Source organism: Agrobacterium sp. CFBP 3001, from assembly GCF_027871605.1.
Lineage (GTDB): Bacteria > Pseudomonadota > Alphaproteobacteria > Rhizobiales > Rhizobiaceae > Agrobacterium > Agrobacterium leguminum.
Genome location: NZ_JAQAHD010000016.1, coordinates 1 through 24,577, shown reverse-complemented (window position 1 = coordinate 24,577; position 24,577 = coordinate 1). Strand labels below are relative to the sequence as shown.

Annotated in this window: 17 protein-coding genes; 11 read left to right on the top strand and 6 right to left on the bottom strand. The window is 59.6% G+C overall.

Annotation, left to right across the window (positions count from 1 at the left end):
- The first annotated feature begins 138 nt into the window (after window positions 1–138).
- Window positions 139–933 (top strand): response regulator, encoded by a 795-nt coding sequence (locus PH605_RS18605; protein WP_003522529.1) that lies wholly within the window; start codon window positions 139–141, stop codon window positions 931–933.
- A gap of 101 nt (window positions 934–1,034) precedes the next feature.
- Window positions 1,035–2,018: a sensor histidine kinase gene (locus tag PH605_RS18600; protein ID WP_142845681.1), complete on the top strand. Its 984-nt coding sequence runs from the start codon at window positions 1,035–1,037 to the stop codon at window positions 2,016–2,018.
- A gap of 291 nt (window positions 2,019–2,309) precedes the next feature.
- On the opposite strand, the gene PH605_RS18595 is transcribed toward PH605_RS18600, so the two are convergent.
- Window positions 2,310–4,034 carry a sensor histidine kinase gene (locus PH605_RS18595; RefSeq protein ID WP_161987948.1) on the bottom strand — a complete coding sequence of 575 codons (1,725 nt, stop codon included), beginning with the start codon at window positions 4,032–4,034 and terminating at the stop codon, window positions 2,310–2,312.
- 236 nt (window positions 4,035–4,270) lie between these two features.
- Between PH605_RS18595 and PH605_RS18590 the strand changes: the two genes are divergently transcribed.
- Complete coding sequence (locus PH605_RS18590; protein WP_059756996.1) at window positions 4,271–4,846, top strand: PRC-barrel domain-containing protein; 576 nt, start codon at window positions 4,271–4,273, stop codon at window positions 4,844–4,846.
- A 104-nt stretch (window positions 4,847–4,950) separates the two neighbouring features.
- Here the strand turns inward: PH605_RS18590 and galE are convergent, their stop codons facing one another.
- The 3 genes from galE to PH605_RS18575 all read right to left on the bottom strand — a co-directional run bounded on the left by galE (window position 4,951) and on the right by PH605_RS18575 (window position 6,908).
- On the bottom strand, window positions 4,951–5,934 hold the full coding sequence (gene galE, locus PH605_RS18585; RefSeq protein WP_142845679.1) for a UDP-glucose 4-epimerase GalE: 984 nt from the start codon (window positions 5,932–5,934) through the stop codon (window positions 4,951–4,953).
- Window positions 5,935–6,115: 181 nt separating this feature from the next.
- Window positions 6,116–6,553, bottom strand: coding sequence for a hypothetical protein (locus PH605_RS18580; RefSeq protein ID WP_078052663.1), 438 nt, complete (start codon window positions 6,551–6,553; stop codon window positions 6,116–6,118).
- Window positions 6,554–6,563: 10 nt separating this feature from the next.
- A complete protein-coding gene (locus PH605_RS18575; RefSeq protein ID WP_003522534.1) occupies window positions 6,564–6,908 on the bottom strand; it encodes a DUF883 family protein in 345 nt (114 codons plus the stop codon).
- 273 nt (window positions 6,909–7,181) lie between these two features.
- On the opposite strand from PH605_RS18575, the gene nspC reads away from it, so the two are divergent.
- Window positions 7,182–8,279 (top strand): carboxynorspermidine decarboxylase, encoded by a 1,098-nt coding sequence (gene nspC / locus PH605_RS18570; protein WP_078052664.1) that lies wholly within the window; start codon window positions 7,182–7,184, stop codon window positions 8,277–8,279.
- A gap of 60 nt (window positions 8,280–8,339) precedes the next feature.
- The gene (locus tag PH605_RS18565; RefSeq protein WP_142845678.1) at window positions 8,340–9,578 is read left to right on the top strand and encodes a saccharopine dehydrogenase family protein; all 1,239 of its coding nucleotides are present in this window, start codon (window positions 8,340–8,342) and stop codon (window positions 9,576–9,578) included.
- A gap of 298 nt (window positions 9,579–9,876) precedes the next feature.
- Here PH605_RS18565 and PH605_RS18560 read toward each other — a convergent pair whose 3' ends face one another.
- Window positions 9,877–11,724 carry a DEAD/DEAH box helicase gene (locus PH605_RS18560; protein WP_065657305.1) on the bottom strand — a complete coding sequence of 616 codons (1,848 nt, stop codon included), beginning with the start codon at window positions 11,722–11,724 and terminating at the stop codon, window positions 9,877–9,879.
- 390 nt (window positions 11,725–12,114) lie between these two features.
- Here PH605_RS18560 and PH605_RS18555 point away from each other — a divergent pair, with 390 nt between their 5' ends.
- The 6 genes from PH605_RS18555 (at window position 12,115) to clpB (ending at window position 22,086) form a co-directional block, all read left to right on the top strand.
- Window positions 12,115–13,392: an aspartate kinase gene (locus tag PH605_RS18555; protein WP_003522538.1), complete on the top strand. Its 1,278-nt coding sequence runs from the start codon at window positions 12,115–12,117 to the stop codon at window positions 13,390–13,392.
- A gap of 174 nt (window positions 13,393–13,566) precedes the next feature.
- Entirely contained in the window at window positions 13,567–15,834 is a 2,268-nt protein-coding gene (ptsP, locus tag PH605_RS18550; RefSeq protein WP_065657304.1) for a phosphoenolpyruvate--protein phosphotransferase, read from the top strand.
- Window positions 15,835–15,964: 130 nt separating this feature from the next.
- Window positions 15,965–17,044, top strand: coding sequence for a peptide chain release factor 1 (gene prfA, locus PH605_RS18545; protein WP_065657303.1), 1,080 nt, complete (start codon window positions 15,965–15,967; stop codon window positions 17,042–17,044).
- The gene (gene prmC / locus PH605_RS18540; RefSeq protein ID WP_078052665.1) at window positions 17,041–17,910 is read left to right on the top strand and encodes a peptide chain release factor N(5)-glutamine methyltransferase; all 870 of its coding nucleotides are present in this window, start codon (window positions 17,041–17,043) and stop codon (window positions 17,908–17,910) included. The genes prfA and prmC overlap by 4 nt, the downstream gene beginning before the upstream one ends.
- Window positions 17,911–18,306: 396 nt before the next feature.
- Window positions 18,307–19,095, top strand: a complete 789-nt coding sequence (locus tag PH605_RS18535) for a DUF4167 domain-containing protein (protein ID WP_078052666.1) — start codon at window positions 18,307–18,309, stop codon at window positions 19,093–19,095.
- A 366-nt stretch (window positions 19,096–19,461) separates the two neighbouring features.
- Window positions 19,462–22,086, top strand: a complete 2,625-nt coding sequence (clpB, locus tag PH605_RS18530; RefSeq protein ID WP_003522543.1) for an ATP-dependent chaperone ClpB — start codon at window positions 19,462–19,464, stop codon at window positions 22,084–22,086.
- A 106-nt stretch (window positions 22,087–22,192) separates the two neighbouring features.
- Here the strand turns inward: clpB and PH605_RS18525 are convergent, their stop codons facing one another.
- Window positions 22,193–24,139 (bottom strand): M23 family metallopeptidase, encoded by a 1,947-nt coding sequence (locus PH605_RS18525; RefSeq protein ID WP_020811299.1) that lies wholly within the window; start codon window positions 24,137–24,139, stop codon window positions 22,193–22,195.
- Window positions 24,140–24,577: the final 438 nt, after the last annotated feature.

The following is a 24,577-nucleotide window of genomic DNA, read 5'->3' as shown; positions in this document are numbered from 1 at the left end:
AACGTCCGGTATTCCTTTTGCGTCGTGGCAAAGAATGCGCCGTGAAAAAAATAGTTCCGGCGGAACGGAACTTTTTTTGCAACGCGCACGTTGCTATCGTGGGTTTGCGTTGCAGACCGCATGAAAGGGGAGAATTCCATGTCAGTTTCTACACGCATCGCACCGCACCTGCCATATCTGCGCAGGTTCGCGCGTGCCGTTTGCGGCTCACAATCGACGGGCGATGCCTATGTTGCGGCAACACTCGAAGCTCTGATCGCCGATATCAGCATTTTTCCGCAGACAAGCAGCGATCGCGTTTCGCTCTATCAATTGTTCGTATCGATCTTTAGTTCCGTCACGATCAATATTAAGACCGACGAAAACCTGTCGGGATGGGAAAAACGCGCCTCGGCCAACCTCTCCGCCGTGCCGGCGCTGGCCCGCCAGGCGTTCCTTTTGACCACGGTCGAAGAATTCACACCTTCGGAAACCGCAGAGGTTCTGAAAGTCTCCGAAGATCAGGTTGGCAAGCTGATCGATGAGGCAGCCTCTGAAATCGCCCGCCAGGTGGCAACCGATATCATGATCATCGAGGACGAACCTCTGATCGCCATGGATATCGAGCAGATGGTCACCGATCTCGGCCACCGCGTCACGGGCATCGCCCGCACCCACACGGAAGCGCTCGATCTCTTCCATCGCACCCAGCCGAAGATGATCCTTGCCGATATTCAGCTCGCCGATGGCAGTTCCGGTCTCGATGCAATGAAGGACATCCTGCAGATGACCACGCTGCCGGTAATCTTCATCACCGCCTTCCCCGAGCGTCTTCTGACGGGCGAGCGGCCGGAGCCGACCTTCCTTGTGACGAAGCCGTTTAATCCGGACATGGTGAAAGCGCTTATCAGCCAGGCCCTGTTTTTCAACGAAAGCTCACGCGTCGCGGCGTGAATTTTGCCGAAACCGCAGACTGACCGGGAACCACTCTGGTGCCCGGGCGTTGGCGGTTACGGTCGTGGGGCTGCCCCGCGGCTTTCTGCAAGGAGACGAATTTGCATCGGCTGGCATGGCATAACGCGGAGAGGGACGAAAGCGAACTTCACGATTCGCTCGTCCTCGCCTTGCTCGATTCGGGTGAGACAGTCATGCTGCAGGACTGGAACCGCGACTATATATTCGTGGCCAATCTGCCGGATGTCTGGAAAATTCCGGCAGAATCCCGTCCCACAGATGAAAATCTGTTCGGTAACGATCTCTCCGCCCGACTGGCCGATCTCAAGAAGGACATGAACACGGCGGGCAGCCGCGGCATGCTGGAAGTCAATGCCGGCAATGATCGCGTCTTCCAGTTTCAGGTTCATTCCACTCTCAACCAGACGAACCAGGTGGTGATGAAAACCACCATTCGCGAGGTGACGGCGGAAAGGCGGCGCGAGCAGCTTCTGCGCTCGCTGCTGCGCGAGGTCAGCCACCGTTCCAAGAACCTCCTGGCGATCATCCAGAGCCTTGCCGGCCAGACGGCCCGGTTCAGCCTGACCAAGGATGATTTTCTGCGCAAGTTCCGCGGCAGACTACACGCTCTCGCCCAGAGTCAGGATCTCATTACGGATTCGGACTGGCGGGGCGCGCGCATATTCGAGTTGTTGCGCCAGCAATTCGATCTTTATGTGCCGGAATATCCGAACCTCATCCATATGGAAGGCGAAAACCTGCTGCTCAATCCGAATGGCGCGCTTTATATCGGGCTCGCCTTCCACGAGCTGGTCGTCAACACCGTCAGCCATAGCGGCAATCTCGCCTATCACCCGCCCATATCCCTGCAATGCCGTCAGGAGGGTGATTTTTATATCGTTGAATGGAATGAGCCGATGATGCCGTCGAAAGAGCCGGCGGAGACCCGGCGCGGCAGCTTCGGCAGCGTGGTGCTGGAAAAGGTGGTTCCCTCCGCATTGGGGGGAAGCGCCGAATACGAGTTGACGCCGGAACGGATCGTCTACCGGCTGAAATTTCCTTCCGGCGACGGCGCGGATGCCTGAAATCGCGATATCGCGCGCAGCGCCGGTTCATCTTCGATTTCATAAAAACCAAAACAAATAGCACGGCTCATGAAAGAGCCGTGCTATTTTTATGACAGGTTTTCAGGGGCGAAACCTGTTTATTTTCAGCCAAGCTTCAGGCGGGGACGGGGGAATTGCTTGGCCTGCAGTAAAAACACGCATGACCGGATTCGGTTCCCAAAAAATGCGTTTTTTTAACATTGTGCAAATACCGGCCATTTTGCCCGGTTTTTGCCGTCTGCACAGCGGATAGGTCCGCAAGTCGCGGCGTCAATGCGCGCCTGTCTGTTCCGATCGTTTGGGCGTGAAGTAACGCATCGGCGCTTCCAGCGACCACTCAAAGCCGGATTCACGATATTCCGTCAGCACCTGCCCACCGAAGGCGCCTTCCGCATGCCTTTTGATGACCGTGGTGCCAAAGCCTTTGCGGCTCGGTTCTCTGGCGGGCGGTCCGCCCGTTTCGGTCCAGACGAGATGGATCATCTGCCGCCCGTCTTTTTCACGCGACTGCCAGCGCAGGGTAATTTTTCCCGCTGGAGCCGACAATGAGCCGTATTTGATGGAATTCGTCGTCAGCTCATGGACCACCAGACCGAAATTCTGTGCCGCTTCCGGGGAAAGCATGAAATCCTCTCCCACCAGCACGATGCGCTGCGCCACGGTTCCGAAAACATCGAGGTGGGTTTCAATCAGCTTGCGGATCGGCAGACCCTGCCATTGAACCTCCGCCAGGGCCCGGATCGACATTCCAAGGCCGCGCAGGCGGTGATCGACCTCCTTCTGGAATTCCGGAATGCTTTTATTTTCGCGTCCCAATTGGCGTATCATCGCCTGAACCAGCGTCAGAATGTTCTTGGAACGGTGAACCAACTCGTGCAGCAGCAATTGCAGGCGCTCTTCCGACTGGCTTCTGTCGAAGGATGCGTTGGAGAGAGCGATGGCGACCTGGTTGGCCTCCTTTATCTTGGTATCGACGGGTGCGACGATCTCGCCCTCGCCGATGCGCTCGGCCATCAGGGTCAGGTCACGGATGGAGCTGCGCAATTGCCGGCCGACCAGATAGGCGCCGCCAATGGCAATCAGCACCAGCATCAGGCTGCCGATCATCATCTGCCGCCAGGTGTCTATCAGCGCCGCCTGGCTTGCGGCGAGCGGACCCCACATCACCGTCTTCCATTGCCAGCCCGGCAATTGAGCATAGGCGTAGAGATTACCCTTGCCGTCGAAAAAATTGCCGCTGAAGGCCTGCATTTCCGAAAGGACATCGGGGGTGACAAAGGGCTTGCCCACTTCCGCCTCTTCGGGCGCGCTTGAGACGACAACGCGGTTATTGCCGTCAATGATGGCGACCGCCCAGTGGCGCGGCAGGTTTTCCGTGGGGATGAGCCTGCTCAGGTCGCTGGTATTCTGCGTCAAGATCAGGGCGTCTCCGGCGGGGTCCAGGTCCGGGCCTAGCGGCATGGTGACGTTGAACACCCATTCCTTGCTGGTCGAGCCGAAAAACATGTCCGAGACGGTGATGCGGCGGGAGTCGATCGCCTTGGCCAGATTGGCTTCCGCCGACACCTTGCCGAGCGGCTGGCCATAGGGCACGCGCGTATTGAGACGCTGCTGACCATCTTTGGTGGCGAGAATGGCATAAAGGCCCTCCCGCTTCAGACTGTCGGCGACGCGCCCCTGAAACGCGGCGAGGTTGCCGCTCTCAAGTTCCGGGAATTGCGACAGGAGATTGAGCGAGGTGGCGATTTCCTGCAGGCGGCGGTCGATGTTGCGGGAGACCACCCGTACATCCTCGATGGTTTCCCGTTGCAGGTCGTCGCGTTTTTCCGCCTCGAGGCGCAGCATCAGATAGCCGCCGAAAAGAATGAGCGGCAGGGTAATGACGGTAGCCATCACCACCAGATAGGTGCCGATGGAGGCGGTCGGGAAAAAATTCGCACTGCGCCGACGCAAAGCCGAGATCATGTCTTTCAGTCTGTCGCCGGGTCGAGGCATACAAAAAACTCCGGCAGTTATGGCATTGTTACGACACGGATAATACCGTGCCGTCCCCCTTTAGCAATGCCTGATTTTTACCTTCGGTTGTTGAGGTCGGTCACAATCGCACAGACTCGGTTGAAAAAATCGGAACTATTTCAACGACCAACCCGTTTGCCAGACGAACCGGCCGAGGAGCGGACACGAAATTCATCACCGCCGGCCAGTTGAGAACGATGAAAGGAAGGTACGAAATGGCAAAGAAACTTACAATCCTCGTCACTGCCGCTCTGATGGGCACGACGGCTTTCGCGCCGCTGGCCATCGCTCAGGGCACGACCCAGCCTGCGCCGGCAAATCCGAGTGCGCAGACGGAGCCTGCAACCCCGCCCGCCACACCGATGACGCCTGCTGCTCCTTCGACCAATGACAGCGCGGCTACAACGACAGGCGGCGCTTATCTCACCGAACAGGGCGAAACGCAGGTCAGCGCCAATGATTATATCGGCAAGGCGGTCTATACCGCGGCCGATGAAAGCATCGGTAACGTCACCAACCTGATCATGGAAGAAGACGGTGGTCTGGTTGCGGCCGTGATCGGCGTCGGCGGCTTCCTGGGTATCGGCGCAAAGGATGTTGCCGTTCCGATGGACAAGGTAACGATGACGCGCAACGCGCAGGACGGCACCATCCGCCTGACCACGACCGAAACGGCGGAAACGCTGAAGGCGGCTCCCGAATTCAAGACGCTGGAACAGAAGGCCAGCGAAAAGAATGCGGCAACGCCGGCGGCTCCTGACAGCACGACGACGTCCGCCACCAAGCCATAATTCCCGTCCCTGGGAGGCAGGAGCGGGACCGGCTTCAATCAGCTGTCCCGCAGGAAGCACCGGCCAACAGGCCGGTGTCTTTTTTATGTTTGTTCGCCGGCTGTTCAGTCCCCGGCATTGCGGGAGGAATGCCATGCCCAGGCGGATTTTATGATGTCCGACAGGGAATAACGCGGCTCCCAGCCGAGAACCTCCTTCGCCTTGTCGTTATTGGCGACCAGCGTCGTGGAATCGCCGTCGCGCCGCCCGGTATATTCGACGGGGAAGGGGCGGCCGGAAACCTCCGAAATCGCCGCCAGCAATTCTTTCACCGTGGTGCCGGTGCCGGTGCCGAGGTTGAGTTCGACGGTCTCTCCGCCGGCCAGCAGATAATCCACGGCCCGCACATGCGCATCGGCGAGATCGAGAATGTGGATATAGTCGCGCACGCAGGTGCCGTCGCGCGTGTCGTAATCCGTGCCGAACACCTTGAAGCCCTGACGCCGGCCGAGTGCGGCCTCGATGGCCAGCGGGATCGCGTGGGTTTCCGGCTTGTGCCATTCGCCGATGCGGCCTTCGAAATCCGCGCCGGCGGCATTGAAGTAGCGCAGCATCACGGAGCGCAGCCCCTTATAGGTGCTGTAGTCCTTCAGCGCCTGCTCCACCACCCATTTGGTGCGGCCATAGGGGTTGATCGGCGCCTGCCGGTGCGTCTCGTCGATCGGCACCTGTTCCGGCAACCCGTAAGTTGCGCAGGTGGACGAAAAAACGAATGCCGTGACGCCGGCATCGATGGCGGCGGAGAGCAGGTTGAGCGAGCCGATGACATTGTTGTCGTAGAAAGCCACGGGCTGCTTGACCGATTCACCGACTTCGATCAGCGCTGCGAAATGCAGAACGGCTACCGGCCGGTGTTTGGCGAAGACCTCATCCAGCCGCGCCCGGTCGCGAATATCGCCCTGTTCGAATGGTCCCCAGCGGACGAATTCCTCATGCCCGTTGGACAGATTGTCGAAAACGACCGGTTCATATCCTCGCTCAGACAGGAGAAGGCAGGTGTGCGAACCGATATAGCCGGCACCGCCGACGACAAGGACTTTCTTCTTCATCAATTGCCTTTCAGAAAATTACGGACGCGCCGAGACTGCCCGAGACTGTATGTCACTTTGTTCAAATAAGGGCGGCGTGGCGGGTAACGCCATCAACCAGTCTATCCTTCGCGGGTAACATAAAAAAAACCGCGCATCCATCGTCTGGACGCGCGGTTTGCCTTGTCGTGTCGCCAAGAAATTACTTGGACTTTTTCGTATTGACCCTTGTGGCCAGGAAACCGGCCGCGACAGCCACGGCGAGCGTCGCATAGGGACGCGCCTGGATCGCCAGCGTAAGCAGCGATTGCAGGGCGAGCGGCGCTGCGGCAAGCGGCGCCGCCGTCAAAGGAGTGACAGCGGGACGTGCTGCATAGACCCTCGGACGTTTGATGATCGCCAGCGCCACCAGCATGATGACGCCGAGCAGGAACGCGGTCCCCGCGACGACGAGCGCCGCGGGGCCTGCGCCCACATGCCGGGCAAGATAGATAGAGCCTGCCACCACGGCGGCGATGAAGGCGATCAGGAAGAATATCCCGGTCAGAACCGACAGGGTTATGGTCGCGCGCAATCGCCTTGTGACGACGCGCCCCTCGCGCTGGGTCTCCCCCAGATAGACCAGCAATGCCTCAAGCATGAGCGCGGCCTTATCGACGCGTCAGGAGGGCGAGCACGAAACCGACGCCGACGGCGATGCCGAGCGACTGGAGCGGGTTCTTCTGGACGTGGTCGGTGAGGTTGTCGTTGAGCGTAGAGATTTCATTGCGAACGCTGTCGGCCATTTCTCCGGATGCGGTGAGGGCGTCATCGGCCACACGGGCGGCCTGCGCCTTCAGCTCATGCGAAGCGCCGACGCCGAGCGCCTTCACGCTTTTGGCAAGACTAGCCAGATCTTCGCGAAGCTGGGCGAGCTGCGCTGCCACATCGGCCGCATCGCCGTTTTCGAGGGATTGCTGGATCTTGTCGCTGACGCTGCTACGCACGCTTGCCATAGGTGAGGTCCTTCCTGAACATCATTGATGGGACGACGACACGTCACCGTCGTCCGTGAAGCTTCGTTTCGGCGGCCGAAACACCCGCCTGTCCGTCAGTCAAACGCGCCGATGCCGGCTTGGTTCCGCAACGGGACGGGTTTTCTTGATGCCACTTCGGCTCGGGGGCGATTTTCGAGGAATTCGGTGCCTGACATTTGTTTTCCTGTCACAAGCATCCTATAAGGCCCATCATCGAGACGTACCTTGACTTCAATCAATATGTGAAACGACATGCTCCAGACGCCCTATTACCTGATCGACAAGACAAAACTTCTTCGCAACATGGAGAAGATTGCCTATGTGCGGGAAAAATCCGGCGCCAAGGCGCTCTTGGCGCTGAAGTGCTTCGCCACATGGTCGGTGTTCGATTTCATGTCGCAATATATGGACGGCACCACCTCGTCCTCGCTTTATGAAGTGCGCCTCGGCCGCGAGAAATTCGGCGGCGAGACCCATGCCTATTCCGTCGCCTATGCCGATTATGAAATCGACGAGGTGATTGCGAATGCGGACAAGATCATCTTCAATTCCATCGGTCAGCTCGAGCGTTTCGCCGACAAGGCCTCCGGCATCACACGCGGTCTGCGCCTCAACCCGCAGGTCAGCTCCTCGAGCTTCGATCTTGCCGATCCTGCGCGCCCCTTCAGCCGGCTGGGCGAATGGGATGTCGCCAAGGTCGACAAGGTCATGGACCGTATCTCCGGCTTCATGATCCACAATAATTGCGAAAACAGCGATTTTTCGCTGTTCGACCGCATGTTGACGCAGATTGAGGAGAAATTCGGATCGCTGCTGTCGCGTGCGGAGTGGGTCAGCCTCGGCGGCGGCATCCACTTTACCGGCGACAATTATCCGCTCGACCAGTTCTGCGACCGTCTGCGCGCCTTCTCGGAAAAATACGGCGTGCAGGTCTATCTGGAGCCGGGCGAAGCCTCGATCACGAAGAGCACGACGCTCGAAGTGACGGTTCTCGACACGCTGTTTAACGGCAAGAACCTCGCCATCGTCGACAGCTCCATCGAAGCGCATATGCTCGATCTGCTGATCTATCGTGAGAGCGCCAAGGTTTCGCCGAACGAGGGCGAGCATCCCTACATGGTCTGCGGCAAATCCTGCCTTGCAGGCGATATTTTCGGCGATTTCCGCTTCGACAGGGAATTGAAGGTCGGCGACCGTATCTCCTTCCAGGACGCGGCCGGCTACACCATGGTCAAGAAGAACTGGTTCAACGGCGTCAAGATGCCGGCGATCGCCATCAAGGAACTGGACGGCACCGTACGCGCCGTTCGTGAATTCGACTTTGCCGATTTCGAGCAAAGCCTGTCTTAAACCCTGTTTTTAACATGAAACGAAGCTCATCCCTGCGGGGAAAAGGAGGCATCACCTGAAATGAAGAAGAACGTTCTGATCATCGGCGCCGGTGGCGTAGCACAGGTCGTGGCGCATAAATGCGCCCAGAACAGCGATGTATTGGGAGACATTCATATTGCGTCACGGACTTTGGGAAAGTGCCGCAAGATTGTCGAGTCCGTACGCGAAAAGAAGAGCCTCAAGACAGATGTAAAACTTGAGGCCCATGCGCTTGACGCGATGGATATCGAGGCGACGAAAGCCTTGATTAAACAGACCGGTGTTGAAATCGTCATCAACGTCGGTTCGGCTTTCGTCAACATGTCCGTTCTTCGTGCCTGCATGGACACGGGTGTTGCCTATATGGATACGGCGATCCACGAGGATCCGACCAAGATCTGCGAGACGCCGCCGTGGTACGGAAACTACGAGTGGAAGCGCGCTGAAGAGTGCAAGGAGAAGGGCATTACCGCCATTCTCGGCGTCGGTTTCGACCCGGGCGTGGTCAACGCCTATGCGCGTCTCGCCAAGGATGACTATTTCGACAAGGTCACCTCGGTCGATATCGTCGATATCAATGCCGGCAGCCATGGCCGGTGGTTCTCGACCAACTTCGATCCGGAAATCAACTTCCGCGAATTCACGGGCGTCGTCTACTCCTGGCAGAATGGTCAGTGGCAGACGAACCAGATGTTTGAAGTCGGCCAGGAATTCGACCTGCCGGTCGTCGGCAAGCAGAAGGCCTACATGACCGGCCATGACGAAGTGCATTCGCTGTCCAGGAACATGGACGGTGCCGATGTGCGCTTCTGGATGGGCTTTGGCGATCACTATATCAACGTCTTCACCGTGCTGAAGAACCTCGGCCTCCTGTCCGAAAAGCCGGTCAAGACCGCCGAAGGCCTGGAAGTCGTGCCGCTCAAGGTGGTCAAGGCCGTGCTGCCCGATCCGTCTTCGCTGGCGCCCGACTACGTCGGCAAGACCTGCATCGGCGATATCGTCAAGGGTATCAAGGACGGCAAGGAGCGCGAAGTCTTCATCTACAACGTGGCCGACCACAAGGAAGCCTATGAAGAAGTCGGCTCGCAGGGCATTTCCTACACCGCCGGCGTTCCGCCGGTCGCCGCCGCCATGCTCATCGCCACCGGCGAATGGGACGTGAAGCAGATGGCCAATGTGGAAGAACTGCCGCCGAAGCCGTTCCTGAACCTTCTGAACAAGATCGGCCTTCCGAACCGCATCAAGGACGAAAACGGCGATCGCGCGCTGGAGTTCTGATTGCCGGTGTTGTGATTGCGTTAAATAGAAAGCCCCGCGAAAGCGGGGCTTTTTTGTTGGTGGCGACGTCTGCCGACCAGAATAGTTTGGCGAATTCGTAGCATCCTTACCGTCACCCCGGATTTAGTCCGGGGTCCAGCGCGATCAAGTCCTTGATCGCGGGAGAGTCTTCTCACGGCGCAGACGCGCCGTGGCTGGATGCCGGCTCAAGGCCGGCATGACGGCCGAAACCTTGCTGCCGGTCTCAACTCCCAGATGAACGTGAGCCGAGATTGCTGAGGCTTGTGACGAGTGGCCCTCAGCCCTTCGTCGGCTTCGGCCCACGCTTTTCGAAGGGCTTGTCCTTCTTGCCCTCGTATTTCGGCTTGTCGCCGAAGGGCTTCTTCTTTTTCCAGGGCTTATCGTCGCCCTTGCGGTCATCGCGGGGGCCGCTTGCATTGTCCGATTTGCTGAATTTCCGCTGCGCCTTGGCCGGGCGCGTGTCTTCGCGGAAACCGCCGGTCATTTCCGGCTTGCCTTCCAGCGCCTTCAGACGGATGCCCTTTTCGAGCGTCATGTCCTTGCCGATGGCGGAGGTGAAACGGTCGACAGCATCGGCCGCCAGTTCCACGAAGGTTTCCGTCTGCTGCATGCGGATCGCGCCGATATCCTGGCGGGTGATCTTGCCGAAACGGCAGAGCATGGGGATCAGCCAGCGCGGTTCGGCGCTCTGCTTGCGGCCGACGGACAGCGAGAACCAGGCGCTGTCGGCGAAGTCGGAGCGTTCGCGGCGCGGCGCATTGTTCTCGACCGTTTCGAAACTGTCGCGGCGCGGCTTGCGATTGTTGTCCAGCGAGACTTCGGCGATGTCTTCGGGCGCGGAACGTCCGGCGTGGTACAGGCGCACGAAAGCGGCGGCGACCTTTTCAGCGCCGTGCTGTTCGAGCAGCCTGGTGACGAAATCGCGCTCGTCCTCGGCCACGGCCTCGGTCAGCGACGGGTCGGCCAGAAGCCGGGCGCCGTCGCGCTCAACGATCTCTTCGGCGGAAGGCGGACGAACCCATGCCGGGCTGACCTTGGCGCCTTCCAGCAGGCGTTCCGCCTTGCGGCGCTGGTTGATCGGCACCACGATGGCGCTAACACCCTTCTGACCGGCGCGGCCGGTGCGGCCGGAGCGATGCAGAAGCGTTTCGGAATTGGTCGGCAGGTCGGCGTGGATGACGAGTTCGAGACCCGGCAGGTCGATACCACGGGCGGCAACGTCGGTTGCCACACAGACGCGGGCGCGGCCGTCGCGCATGGCCTGCAGCGCATGGGTGCGTTCGTTCTGGGTCAGTTCGCCGGAAAGGGCCACCACGGCAAAGCCGCGATTGTTGAGCCGCGCCGTCAGATGGTTCACCGCCGCACGGGTGGAGCAGAAGACGATGGCGTTGCGGGCTTCATAAAAGCGCAGCGCATTGATGATGGCGTTCTCGCGGTCGGCCGGCGTCACCAGCATGGCGCGGTATTCGATATCGACGTGCTGCTTCTGTTCGGAAGCGGTGGCGATGCGCACGGCGTTCTTCTGGTAGCTTTCCGCAAGCTTGGCGATGCTGCGCGGAACGGTGGCCGAGAACATCAGCGTGCGGCGGGTTTCCGGCGATTCTTCCAGAATGAATTCCAGATCTTCACGGAAACCGAGATCGAGCATCTCGTCGGCCTCATCCAGCACCACGGCGCGGATGGACGACAGATCGAGCGCGCCACGCTTGATATGGTCGCAAAGACGCCCGGGCGTGCCGACGACGATGTGAGCGCCGCGTTCGAGCGCCCGGCGCTCGTTGCGCACATCCATGCCGCCAACGCAGGAGGCAATCGAGACACCGGCGAATTCATAGAGCCACTCCAGCTCGCGCTTGACCTGCATGGCCAGTTCGCGGGTCGGCGCGATGGCGAGCGCCAAGGGTGCGGAAGCCTGACCGAAGCGGCCGCTCTCCGGCAGAAGCGTCGGCGCCAGTGCGATGCCAAAGGCAACCGTCTTGCCGGAGCCGGTCTGTGCGGAAACCAGCGCATCCTTGTCGGCCAGTTCGGGTGCAAGCATGGCCTGCTGCACGGGGGTCAAATCTTTATAGCCGCGTTTTTCCAACGCCTGCGCGATCGCCGGGGCGATACCCTGGGTGTCTGTCATCTACCGTCTTTCGGATATGAAGCCGCCCGCATCCGCCCGAAACCAATAGGTCCTAAAGTCTCCGGGGCAGCCGATACAGGCCATTTCGGCCATCTGGCCGGTTGCATTGCCGCGCTCATACTGCGAATGGGCCGGTTTGTACAGTGCACTGCGGTACGCTCTTTTGCGGGTGCTTTATCCCGCCGACGTTTTCATCCCGCCATTGTTCCGGAGCGATGCTGCGAAAAAGGCGTACCGCATGGTTCATAAACGGCATTGCGTGCCCCCCGCCTTTTCGCTAAGAGACCCGCAACTTGAGGCTCTTTGTCAGGAAGAGCCGACTGGGTTTGTTCTTGTCCGTCCGCTTCCTGAAGGAGCCGGCGGGAAAATGGGATGGTACTGGTCAAGGCTATGGCTCGCATTGTCATGAAATTCGGCGGCACGTCCGTCGCGAACCTCGAACGCATTCACAATGTCGCACGGCATGTGAAACGCGAAGTGGATGCCGGCCATGAAGTGGCCGTGGTCGTTTCCGCCATGTCCGGCAAAACCAATGAGCTGGTGGACTGGGTGCAGAACGCCGCGAAGGTGGCCGGCGCCAATGCCGCCTCCTTTTTCGATGCGCGCGAATATGACGCGGTTGTTGCATCCGGCGAGCAGGTGACGTCAGGCCTTCTGGCGATCACGCTGCAATCCATGGGCATCAATGCGCGCTCCTGGCAGGGCTGGCAGATCCCGATCCGCACCGACAATGCGCATGGCGCCGCCCGCATTCTTGAAATCGACGGTTCAGATATCATCCATCGCATGGGTGAAGGTCAGGTTGCCGTTGTCGCCGGTTTCCAGGGCATCGGCCCGGACAATCGCATCGCGACGCTCGGACGCGGCGGTTCGGATACGTCCGCCGTTGCAATTGCCGCTGCCGTCAAGGCGGATCGTTGCGACATCTATACCGATGTCGACGGCGTTTATACGACCGATCCGCGCATCGAGCCCAAGGCTCGCCGCATGAAGAAGATCGCCTTCGAGGAAATGCTCGAAATGGCGTCTCTTGGCGCGAAGGTTCTGCAGGTTCGCTCGGTCGAGCTTGCCATGGTACACAAGGTGCGCACCTTCGTTCGCTCCAGTTTCGAGGATCCCGATGCGCCGGGCATGGGCGACCTCATCAACCCGCCCGGTACTTTGATTTGTGACGAGGATGAAATCGTGGAACAGGAAGTCGTAACCGGCATCGCCTATGCCAAGGATGAAGCACAGATCTCGCTGCGCCGCGTGGCCGACCGTCCGGGCGTTTCCGCCGCGATCTTCGGGCCGCTCGCCGAAGCGCATATCAACGTCGACATGATCGTGCAGAACATCTCCGAAGACGGTTCGCGCACCGACATGACCTTCACCGTTCCTTCGGGCGACGTTGCCAAGGCGATCAAGCTTCTGGAAGACAACAAGGCCCAGATCGGCTTCGACGTCGCGCAGAACGAGACCGGTCTCGCCAAGGTTTCGGTCATCGGTATCGGCATGCGCAGCCACGCCGGCGTTGCCGCCAGCGCGTTTAAGGCGCTTGCCGAGAAGAACATCAACATCAAGGCGATCACCACCTCCGAGATCAAGATTTCGATCCTGATCGACGGCGCCTATGCCGAACTTGCGGTTCGCACTTTGCATTCCGCCTACGGTCTCGATAAGAGCTAAGCCGAGACATCGGTTCCCGATGCTCCGATTCTTCGGAGTTGCGTTCTTCCGATGTGGCGTTTCATGAAAGCGTGTCCCTTGCGGGACGCGCTTCTCGCGCTATAAATTTTTAAATGACCTTTTGATTCCCGAATATTATGACATTCGGATCGGAAGTGTCGGGGAGCAAACGCGATGAGAGACCTTTCCGCAGGTCCGCGCGTCCTGCTCAAGCGGCTGCGCGAAATGATGGCGGAGCACCTTGAACCGCAGGACCGTCTGGACCAGATCGTCCGTCAGATTGCCAGCAACATGGTGGCGGAGGTTTGCTCGGTCTATGTGCTGCGCTCCGACAGCGTGCTCGAGCTTTACGCGACCGAAGGTCTGAACAAGGATGCCGTGCATCTTGCCCAGCTGAAAATGGGGCAGGGTCTTGTCGGCACCATCGCCGCTTCCGCCCAACCTCTCAATCTTTCCGATGCGCAGGCGCATCCCGCTTTCCGCTATCTTCCTGAAACCGGTGAGGAAATTTATCATTCCTTCCTCGGCGTGCCGATTTTGCGTTCCGGTCGCACTCTTGGCGTTCTTGTGGTCCAGAACAAGGCCAGCCGAACATACCGGGAGGATGAAGTGGAAGCGCTTGAGACAACCGCGATGCTCATTGCCGAAATAGTGGCGAGCGGCGAGTTGAAGAAGATCACCCGCCCCGGGGTGGAGCTGGATCTGACGCGCGCCGTCTCCATCGATGGCGACGGCTATGGCGAAGGCATCGGTCTTGGCCATGTCGTGCTGCACGATCCGCGCATCGTCGTCACCAACCTGCTCAATGAAGATGCCGATACGGAAATCCGGCGTCTTGCCGATGCCATCGGCTCGCTGCGTCTGTCCATCGACGACATGCTGCAGCGTCGCGACGTGCCGACCGAGGGTGAGCACCGCGAGGTTCTGGAAACCTACCGCATGTTCGCTCACGACCAGGGCTGGGTGCGGCGCATGGAAGAGGCGATCCGAAACGGCCTGACGGCGGAGGCGGCGGTCGAGAAGGTGCAGAGCGACACCAAGGCGCGCATGATGCGCCTGACCGATCCCTATCTGCGCGAGCGCATGCATGATTTCGACGATCTCGCCAACCGGCTGCTGCGGCAGTTGATCGGTTTTGGCGGTCGTGGGCCGGAGCAGGATTTCCCGCTCGACGCCATCGTTCTGGCGCGCGCCATGGGTGCTGCCGAACTGCTGGATTACCCGCGTGAAAAACTGCGTGGTCTGGTGCTGGAAGATGGCGCGGTGACGAGCCATGTCGTCATTGTGGCCCGTGCCATGGGCATTCCGATCATCGGACAGGCGACCGGTATCGTCGCTCTGGCGGAAAACAACGATCCCATCATTATCGATGGCGATGACGGCCAGGTGCATCTGCGCCCGATGTCGGATTTGCAGCGTGCTTATGAAGAAAAGGTGCGCCTGCGGGCCCGGCGGCAGGAGCAGTTCCGGGCGCTGCGCAATGTCGAGCCGATCACCAAGGATGGCCAGAAGGTCAATCTGAAGATGAATGCGGGCCTTCTGGTGGACCTGCCGCAGCTTGACGAATCCGGCGCCGACGGCATTGGCCTGTTCCGCACCGAGCTGCAATTCATGATCGCCTCCAACATGCCGAAGGGCGAGGAGCAGGAGGCGTTCTATCGCTCCGTCCTGCGGCAGGCGAAGGGTAAGAGCGTCACCTTCCGCACGCTCGATATCGGCGGCGACAAGGTCGTTTCTTATATGCGCGGCCAGGAAGAGGAAAATCCGGCGCTGGGCTGGCGGGCGATCCGCCTGTCGCTGGACCGGCCGGGCCTGATGCGAACGCAGATGCGCGCGCTTCTGCGCGCCGCCTCGGGTGCCGAACTGCGCATGATGCTGCCGATGGTGACGGAAGTGTCGGAAATCCGCGCCGCTCGCGACCTTTTGCAGAAGGAAGTGCAGCATCTTTCGAAATTCAGCCATGCGTTGCCGAAAAAGCTGCAATTCGGCGCCATGCTGGAAGTGCCATCGCTGATGTGGCAGCTCGATGAGCTGATGCAGGAGGTGGATTTCGTGTCCGTCGGTTCGAACGACCTGTTCCAGTTCTCGATGGCGGTCGATCGCGGCAATGCGCGTGTTTCGGATCGTTTCGACAATCTCGGCAAGCCGTTTCTGCGCATTCTGCGCGATATCGTCCGCGCTGGCGAAAGGCACCACACATCGGTCACGCTGTGCGGCGAAATGGCGGGCAAGCCGCTTTCGGCCATGGCCTTGATCGGCCTCGGTTTCCGTTCTGTTTCCATGTCGCCGACGGCCATCGGTCCGGTCAAGGCCATGCTGCTCGGGCTCGATGCCGCGCGCCTCGCCGAAGAGCTGAACGCGGCGCTGGACGACCATAATTCGCTGGAAAGCGCGCGCGAGGTGTTGTTACGCTTTGCCGCGACGCATTCCATTCCCATTTAGAGCATTTCCAGGAAAAGTGGATCCCGGTTTTCCGTCCGGAAATGCGTTAAAGCAAAAGGTTAAAGCGTTTTCGCGTTTCGAAGAAAAGCGGAAACCCTCTAAAAGACCTGTTTCATTATTGGAGTGACTGGTGGCGAAGCTTCCCGTCGAAAAAATGCGCGAGTTGGAAAGGCGTTTCGGTGAGATCGAAGCGCGTATGTCGGCCGGGCCTGCTGCGGATGTCTATGTGAAACTGGCTTCGGAATATTCCGAACTCGAGCCGGTGGTGAAGAAAATCCGCGACTACGAGAAGGCGGTTTCCGAAGCCGCCGATCTGGAGGCGCTGCTGGCCGACAAGTCGACCGACAAGGATATGCGCGATCTGGCGGAAATGGAGCTGCCGGATGTCGAGGTCCGCATCGGTGAGCTTGAAAAGGACATGCAGGTTCTGCTGCTGCCGAAGGATGCGGCGGACGAAAAAAGCGCGATTCTCGAAATTCGGGCGGGCACCGGCGGCTCCGAGGCAGCCCTTTTCGCCGGCGATCTGTTCCGCATGTATGAGCGCTTCGCCTCGACCAAGGGCTGGAAGGTGGAAGTGCTTTCCGCAAGCGAGGGCGAAGCGGGCGGTTACAAGGAAATCATCGCGACGATCAGCGGGCGAGGGGTGTTCTCCAAGCTGAAATTCGAATCCGGCGTGCACCGGGTGCAGCGCGTGCCGGAAACGGAAGCGAGCGGCCGCATCCATACGTCTGCTGCCACCGTTGCGGTCCTGCCGGAAGCGGAAGATATCGATATCGAAATCCGCCCGGAAGACATTCGCATCGATACGATGCGTGCTTCGGGTGCCGGCGGCCAGCACGTCAACACCACCGACTCCGCCGTTCGCATCACCCATCTGCCGACGGGCCTGATCGTTACCAGCTCGGAGAAATCGCAGCATCAGAACCGCGCCAAGGCCATGCAGGTCCTGCGCTCGCGTCTCTACGACATCGAGCGCCAGAAGGTGGAGAGCGAACGTTCGGCCGACCGCAAGAGCCAGGTTGGTTCCGGCGACCGTTCCGAGCGCATCCGCACCTATAACTTCCCGCAGGGCCGCGTTACCGATCACCGCATCAACCTCACGCTCTACAAGCTGGACCGGATGATCGAAGGCGAGATCGATGAGCTGGTGGATGCGCTGATCGCCGATTATCAGGCCGGACAGCTTGCACAGCTCGGCGAACAGCTTTGAGCACGGCCGCTGAAGCGAGTGTTGCGAGTGCGCTTGCCGCAGCCCGCAAAAGGCTGCAGACGGCGGGGATCGCCGATCCGCTTCTCGATGCGCGGCTTTTGATTGCGGAGGTTGTCGGTTTTTCATTGACCGATTTCGTGATGAAACCTGATCGTGCCGTTACGCCGAAAGAAAGGGCCCGTATCGCGGCCATGATCGAAAGGCGGGCGAATGGCGAGCCTGTGCACCGCATTCTCGGCCACCGGGAATTTCATGGCCTCGACCTTCTTTTGTCTAAGGAGACGCTCGAGCCCCGGCCGGATACGGAAGTTCTTGTCGATACCCTGTTGCCGGCGCTGAAAAAAGCCGTTTCCGCCAAGGGCAGCGCCCGCATTCTGGATATGGGCACCGGGACCGGCGCGATCTGTCTGGCGCTGTTGAAGGAGTGCCCCGAAGCAACCGGTATCGGCAGCGATATTTCCGCCGATGCGCTCGAAACGGCGGTCCGGAATGCGGCCCGAAACGATCTCGGCGGGCGCTTCGAGGCCATACGCAGCGACTGGTTTGAAAAAATCTCCGGCCGCTTTGACATAATTGTGTCGAATCCGCCTTATATAAGGACTGATATCGTCGCAACGCTTGACCAGGAGGTTCGTAACCACGACCCGATGGCGGCGCTGGATGGAGGTCAGGACGGCCTTGCACCGTACCGCCTCATCGCTGCCGATGCAGGCCGCTTTCTTGTGGAAAACGGGATTGTCGGTGTGGAGATCGGTTTCGATCAAAGGCTTGATGTTTCCGCTATATTTGCTTCCCACGGCTTCTCTCTTCTGGACGCCGTGAAGGATTATGGCGGTAACGACAGAGTTTTGACCTTCCGGAGATAGTTGTTCGCGATATGTCTTCGGATTTTTTGCAAGGATATTTTGCACAGCAAAAGAAAAGGCTTGGATTTCCGCAGGAAGCGGGATAGTTTGCGGCCACATGCCGGGTGGCTGAGGACGAACACAGATTCGTCAGGGTATGGGTCAGTCCCGAAGCGGGTTCTTTAAAGAGCCCTGAAAGGCTGGGCGTTTCCGGCATGTGAATCAGTAAACTTTGTTCGCAGGCGGCTCGGTGCAGCATTTGCGCAGCCGGTCGTCATACGCGAGGTCTTGCCCTGGGGTTATCTTCGGCAAGGCGCGTGATGGAGCAATTTCAGGAAAAATTTCCAGCGGTTTTCCGCCCGGAATTGCATGAAAACAACCAGATTGTCAGCAAAACAGAATTCAGGTGAGCAATTGATGAGGCCAGGACAGCAAAACAAGCGCGGCCGGGGGCGTGGAAACAACAACAATAACAATGGTGGCGGTAACAACAACTTCAACCGCAAGGGCGGCAACCCGCTCACCAGGACTTATGACAGTTCCGGCCCCGATGTTAAAATCCGTGGCACAGCCCAGCACATAGCGGAAAAATACGCGGCTCTGGCGCGCGACGCGCAGAGTTCCGGCGACCGCGTGATCGCTGAGAACTATCTGCAGCACGCTGAACACTATAACCGCATCATCGCTTCGGCTCAGGCCCAGATGCAGGAACGCTTCCAGCGCGACGACCGCGGCGAGTACAATGCTGCCGACGGCGACGATATGGATGTGAACGACGGCGATGAAGGCGTCATTGCACCGCAGCAGCAGGCCGAACAGGCCGAGCGCGCGCAGCAGCCGGAACGTCAGGAGCGTACTGAGCGGAACGAACAGCGCCAGGAGCGTCGTGAGCGCCCGGACCGCCGCGAGCGGCAGGAGCGTCAGCCGCGCCAGCCGCAGGTCGCCGCCGAACAGCAGCCCCCGGTATACGACGCCAGTCAGGCGCCGCAGCCCGTCATCGAAGGCACGCCCATGGAAGTGGCCGTCGAAGAAGAGCAGCAGCAGGCGGAAGCTCCGGCGGGCGAACGCGCACCGAAGGCACGCCGTGCAACCGGACCGCGCCAGCGCCGCCCGCGCCGCACCGCCGCTGCGGAAGGCGCCGAAGGCGAAGATGCGCCGGCCGGTGAAGAGGCGGCACCCGCCACGCTGGAGAACGCTGCCGAATAAGCAGCTTCTGCAAATTACTCTGCAATCGAAAAACTCCGGCTTGCCGGAGTTTTTTGTTTTTGGCGATTGGTGATGAACATTCCGCCAGCAATCGGCGTGGTTTCATGTGGCGAATTGATGCCTGTCAAATCATGTGAAAATTTCCCGGATGATGGGTTTTTCTCCCTTTAAACCGATGAAAATGCCTCCCATATTCGTGCAGGACGGACGGAAGCCGCATTCGCCGGCAACCGACCATCAAGAGGCGGCGATCGTGAAATCCTATAAACACGGCTGTCGTAGCGGGGCTTGCCTTTTGAGGGAGCCTCAACCCTAACACCCGGAGCCGTGCCGAAAGCGGGCGGGCCGGTCAATGGAGGTTCGACTATGAATATTGAAAAATACTCCGAACGCGTTCGCGGTTTTCTGCAATCGGCACAGACCTTTGCGCTGGCCGAAAACCATCAGCAGTTTTCGCCCGAACACGTTCTGAAAGTTCTGCTCGATGACGAGCAGGGCATGGCGGCATCGCTGATCGAGCGCGCCGGCGGCAACGCCAAGGAAGCGCGTCTTGCCAATGATGCGGCGCTTGCCAAGTTGCCCAAGGTTTCCGGCGGCAATGGCGGCCTTTCGCTCACCGCGCCGCTCGCCAAAGTGTTCTCGACCGCGGAAGATCTCGCCAAGAAGGCCGGCGACAGTTTCGTCACTGTCGAGCGTCTGCTTCAGGCGCTTGCGATTGAAAGCTCCGCCACCACCTCGGCTTCCCTGAAGAAGGCCGGCGCAACGGCGCAGGCGCTCAATCAGGTCATCAACGATATCCGCAAGGGCCGCACCGCCGATAGCGCCAATGCCGAACAGGGCTTCGATGCGCTGAAGAAATTCGCGCGCGACCTGACGGAAGAGGCTCGTGAAGGCAAGCTCGACCCGGTGATCGGCCGCGACGACGAAATCCGCCGCACCATCCAGGTGCTGTCACGCCGCACCAAGAACAATCCCGTGCTGATCGGTGAACCCGGCGTCGGTAAAACGGCGATTGCCGAAGGCCTTGCGTTGCGCATCGTCAATGGCGACGTGCCGGAAAGTCTGAAGGACAAGAAGCTGATGGCGCTCGATATGGGCGCGCTGATCGCCGGTGCGAAATATCGCGGTGAGTTCGAAGAACGTCTGAAGGCTGTGCTCAATGAAGTGCAGGCCGAAAATGGCGGCATCATCCTGTTCATCGATGAGATGCACACGCTGGTCGGCGCTGGCAAGGCCGATGGTGCGATGGATGCGTCCAACCTCCTGAAGCCCGCGCTTGCCCGTGGGGAGTTGCACTGCGTCGGCGCCACCACGCTCGATGAGTACCGCAAGCATGTGGAAAAGGACCCGGCCCTTGCCCGCCGTTTCCAGCCCGTTCTTGTGGATGAGCCGACCGTGGAAGACACGATCTCGATCCTGCGCGGCCTGAAGGAAAAATACGAACAGCATCACAAGGTCCGCATCTCGGATTCGGCCCTGGTTGCGGCTGCAACGCTTTCCAACCGTTATATCACTGACCGCTTCCTGCCCGACAAGGCAATCGACCTGATGGACGAAGCCGCTTCGCGTCTTCGCATGCAGGTGGATTCCAAGCCGGAGGAACTGGACGAACTGGATCGCCGCATCATTCAGCTCAAGATCGAGCGCGAAGCCCTGAAGCAGGAAACGGACCAGTCGTCCGCCGACCGCCTCAAGAAGCTCGAGGACGAGTTGGCCGATACGGAAGAAAAGGCGGATGCGCTGACGGCCCGCTGGCAGGCGGAAAAGCAGAAGCTCGGCCATGCCGCAGACCTCAAGAAGCGGCTGGACGAAGCCCGCAACGAATTGGCGATTGCCCAGCGCAACGGCCAGTTTCAGCGCGCCGGCGAGCTGACCTATGGCATCATTCCGGGTCTCGAAAAGGAACTGGCTGCGGCGGAAGCCCGCGATAGCAGCGGCGCCGGCTCGATGGTTCAGGAAGTGGTGACGGCGGACAATATCGCCCATGTCGTTTCCCGCTGGACCGGTATTCCTGTCGACAAGATGCTGGAAGGCCAGCGCGAAAAGCTGCTGCGCATGGAAGACGAGCTTGCCAAGTCCGTTGTCGGGCAAGGCGAGGCCGTTCAGGCGGTTTCCAAGGCGGTTCGCCGCTCGCGCGCCGGCCTTCAGGACCCCAACCGGCCGATCGGTTCGTTCATCTTCCTCGGCCCGACGGGCGTGGGCAAGACCGAGCTGACCAAGTCGCTCGCTCGCTTCCTGTTCGACGACGAAACCGCGATGGTTCGCCTCGACATGTCGGAATATATGGAGAAACACTCCGTTGCCCGGCTGATCGGTGCGCCTCCCGGCTATGTCGGTTACGAAGAGGGCGGCGCCCTGACCGAAGCGGTTCGCCGCCGGCCCTATCAGGTCGTGCTGTTCGACGAGATCGAGAAAGCGCATCCGGACGTGTTCAACGTCCTCTTGCAGGTGCTGGACGATGGCCGCCTCACGGATGGCCAGGGCCGCACCGTCGATTTCAAGAACACCATCATCATCATGACCTCGAACCTCGGTTCGGAATTCATGACGCAGATGGGCGACAATGACGATGTGGATTCGGTTCGCGATCTGGTTATGGAGCGGGTCCGGTCGCATTTCCGGCCGGAATTCCTCAACCGTATCGACGATATCATCCTCTTCCACCGCCTGCGGCGCGACGAAATGGGTGCAATTGTCGAAATCCAGCTGAAGCGCCTCATCTCGCTGCTCGGCGATCGCAAGATTTCGCTCGAACTGGATGAGGATGCCCGCAACTGGCTTGCCAATAAGGGTTACGATCCGGCTTACGGCGCGCGTCCGCTGAAGCGGGTGATCCAGAAGGCAGTTCAGGACAGGCTTGCCGAAATGATACTCGGCGGCGAAGTCCCGGATGGATCGCGGGTCAAGGTGACCTCGGGCACGGACCGGCTGCTGTTCAAGGTCAAGCCCGCCAAGGGTGAGGCCGAAGCTGAAACGGCCGATGCCGCATAAAATAAAAGGGCTCCGGAAACGGAGCCCTTTTCACGTGACCGGGTCTTTTTCACATGACCGGGCCCTTTTCATATGACCGGGATTGTCGTTCGGGTCTTCCCGCAGATCAGCGGCTCGCCACCTGATTGGGCTTTTCGTCAATATTCAGCAGATTGTCGATGCGCTTTCTCTCATCGGAGAAACGCGCCAGCGCCTCGCCGGAAAGCGACTTGCCGCCCGGCAGGCGCACCTTCATCGCGTCCACCTTGGTGCCGTTGACGATCAGCTCGTAATGCAGATGCGCGCCGGTCGAAAGGCCGGTCGATCCCACGTAACCGATGACCTGGCCCTGCCGGACCTTTGCACCTTCGGTGACACCCTTGGCGATGGCGCTCTGGTGGTTATAGGAAGAGACATAGCCATTGGCATGGCGGATCAGCGTCTGGTTGCCGTAACCGGAGGCCCATCCGGCCTTTTCGACAGTGCCGTTGCCCGTCGCGATGATGGGCGTGCCGCGGGCGGCGGCCCAGTCGGTGCCGGTATGCATGCGGCTGAATTTCAAAACCGGGTGACGGCGCATGCCGAAACCGGATGTCATGCGGCCGTTCGGAACCGGGTTGCGCAACAGGAACTGCCGGATGCTTTTGCCGTTTTCATCGAAGTAATCGATGCTGTTGTCGTCCGGGTTCTGGAACCGGTAAAAACGTGTCTCGTTGTCGCCGAATTTGGCGTTGACGTAGAGCAGTTCCGACTTGTCTGTCGCCTTGCCATCCGCATCTTCCACGGAGAAGAAGGCTTCCAGCGTATCCGCCGGCTTGAGCTGCGCCTGAAAATCGACGCTGCTGGCCAGAAGCTTGATGAGCTGGGAAACCATGCCCTGGTTCATGCCGTAAGCCAGAGCCGCACGGTAGACCCCGTCATAAACGCTCGGCAGATCGCGTCCGGCGGCAGGCGCCGGGGTGCTGTCGAAGGCGGTCGCCACGGCATCGAGCTTCGGCGGTTCGCTGGCCTTGATGAAGCGCTTGCTGTCATCGATGGCCATGGTGACCATGTGCCGGCCCTTGCGGTAAAGGCTCACGCGCACGATGTCGCTTTTCTCGTCTTCCTGAATAATGCCGACGCGCAGCACATCGCCGCTTTCGACATTGTTCGACTGGATTTGCGGCGATAGCAGCCCGGCGATTTCCGACGACTGCGCCTTCGAATAGCCGGCGCCGAAGAGGGCGGCTTCGATGGTCTCTGTCTGGCGGGCAGGGATCACGTCGTCGGCATATTCCTTGACAGGCACCGAGGCGGACTGTGGGGTCGAGACCGACATGTTCTGTTCGACGACACGGGCGGCAAGGCCAGCGGTAATGTCGACATCGCCGTCATCATTATCGAAACGGCGTGGGTCGATGTAATAGAGCGCGGCCAGCTGCTCGTTGCCATCCGTCAGGATCGAACCGTTCGAGCGCACCGCCTCCTCGACCTCGTCGAAGCTCAATGAGCCGGCGAAGGCATATTTGGAGTGCTGGACGGGAAAAGCGACAGTCTTCAGGCTGACTTCGGATTCAACTTCGGAACCATAGATCGTTCCCGTCCGGCTAGGCGCGGGTGCCGATGCGTCCTTGTCCTCGTTGCTGGCAAAAATATTCAGGGGATCGAAGGCGGGATAGTCATCCTGCTTGGCGTAATTTGACGCCAGCGGAATCTTGACATGGGAGAAGGGGACCTTGCGGACCACTTCCTTGTCGCCTTCATTGATGACGGTGGAAACTTCCATGATCGACCGGTCGGAGGGCCGGGCCGCGATATTCGGTGCGACGAGGCGCGTTCCGCGACGTGCGGCTTCCGTGGCGTTGTTGCCCATATCCGCCTTTGCGAAGGCTTCGGCGGGAATGGCGAGCTGCTGGCGGCCGTCAAGAGCCGCGAAAAGAGCCACGCCCATCAATATGGAAGAGGTAATGCCGGTGAGAAACGTGCCGGAAAGCCATCGAAGCGAAATTTCGCGACGATCGGGTGCACGGCGCCCTTCCGCCAGAATTGGCGGTTCCGTGCCTAGCGACCGGATCACATTGCGATCCGCAGTCATACCAGCTGTGCCCCGTCGGTCATGCGCTCTCCAGAAACTTCAGGCGAAGGTGTGCAACTTTCAAAGCTGGGAGTCAAATCGGTCGACGCACCAGCGGGACATGTCGCAGCAGCCCATATAAGGACACGCGCAGGCATGTCTCGTATTAACGCTTCGTTGACGAAGCAATTAGCGAGGAAGGGGGCTAAAAGAAGGCGCGAGCCCTGCCTTGACGCCCGGCGGCCTGTTCTCCTGTGCAAAACCAGGAGTGTGGTTGCGTCTTTTTATGCCGATAAGCTCATGAAAACGAAATTCCCTTTTACAATCAGGTACATATCACATTTCTTGTTTTTTTTGATATTGCTGTGTTGACTTGTTTGAGGGTGATCTCTTATAAGTCCGCTCACTGAACGAGGGCGGCGGCGCTGCTGGCGACGGCGACTTTCGTTCTGAAGAAAT

Excerpts from the sequence above, each read along its gene's own strand:
- PH605_RS18605 (WP_003522529.1), top strand. The coding sequence starts at position 139 with ATGTCAGTTTCTACACGCATCGCACCGCACCTGCCATATCTGCGCAGG.
- PH605_RS18595 (WP_161987948.1), bottom strand. The coding sequence starts at position 4,034 with ATGCCTCGACCCGGCGACAGACTGAAAGACATGATCTCGGCTTTGCGT.
- PH605_RS18590 (WP_059756996.1), top strand. The coding sequence starts at position 4,271 with ATGGCAAAGAAACTTACAATCCTCGTCACTGCCGCTCTGATGGGCACG.
- galE (WP_142845679.1), bottom strand. The coding sequence starts at position 5,934 with ATGAAGAAGAAAGTCCTTGTCGTCGGCGGTGCCGGCTATATCGGTTCG.
- PH605_RS18580 (WP_078052663.1), bottom strand. The coding sequence starts at position 6,553 with ATGCTTGAGGCATTGCTGGTCTATCTGGGGGAGACCCAGCGCGAGGGG.
- PH605_RS18575 (WP_003522534.1), bottom strand. The coding sequence starts at position 6,908 with ATGGCAAGCGTGCGTAGCAGCGTCAGCGACAAGATCCAGCAATCCCTC.
- nspC (WP_078052664.1), top strand. The coding sequence starts at position 7,182 with ATGCTCCAGACGCCCTATTACCTGATCGACAAGACAAAACTTCTTCGC.
- PH605_RS18565 (WP_142845678.1), top strand. The coding sequence starts at position 8,340 with ATGAAGAAGAACGTTCTGATCATCGGCGCCGGTGGCGTAGCACAGGTC.
- PH605_RS18560 (WP_065657305.1), bottom strand. The coding sequence starts at position 11,724 with ATGACAGACACCCAGGGTATCGCCCCGGCGATCGCGCAGGCGTTGGAA.
- PH605_RS18555 (WP_003522538.1), top strand. The coding sequence starts at position 12,115 with ATGGCTCGCATTGTCATGAAATTCGGCGGCACGTCCGTCGCGAACCTC.
- ptsP (WP_065657304.1), top strand. The coding sequence starts at position 13,567 with ATGAGAGACCTTTCCGCAGGTCCGCGCGTCCTGCTCAAGCGGCTGCGC.
- PH605_RS18535 (WP_078052666.1), top strand. The coding sequence starts at position 18,307 with ATGAGGCCAGGACAGCAAAACAAGCGCGGCCGGGGGCGTGGAAACAAC.
- clpB (WP_003522543.1), top strand. The coding sequence starts at position 19,462 with ATGAATATTGAAAAATACTCCGAACGCGTTCGCGGTTTTCTGCAATCG.
- PH605_RS18525 (WP_020811299.1), bottom strand. The coding sequence starts at position 24,139 with ATGACTGCGGATCGCAATGTGATCCGGTCGCTAGGCACGGAACCGCCA.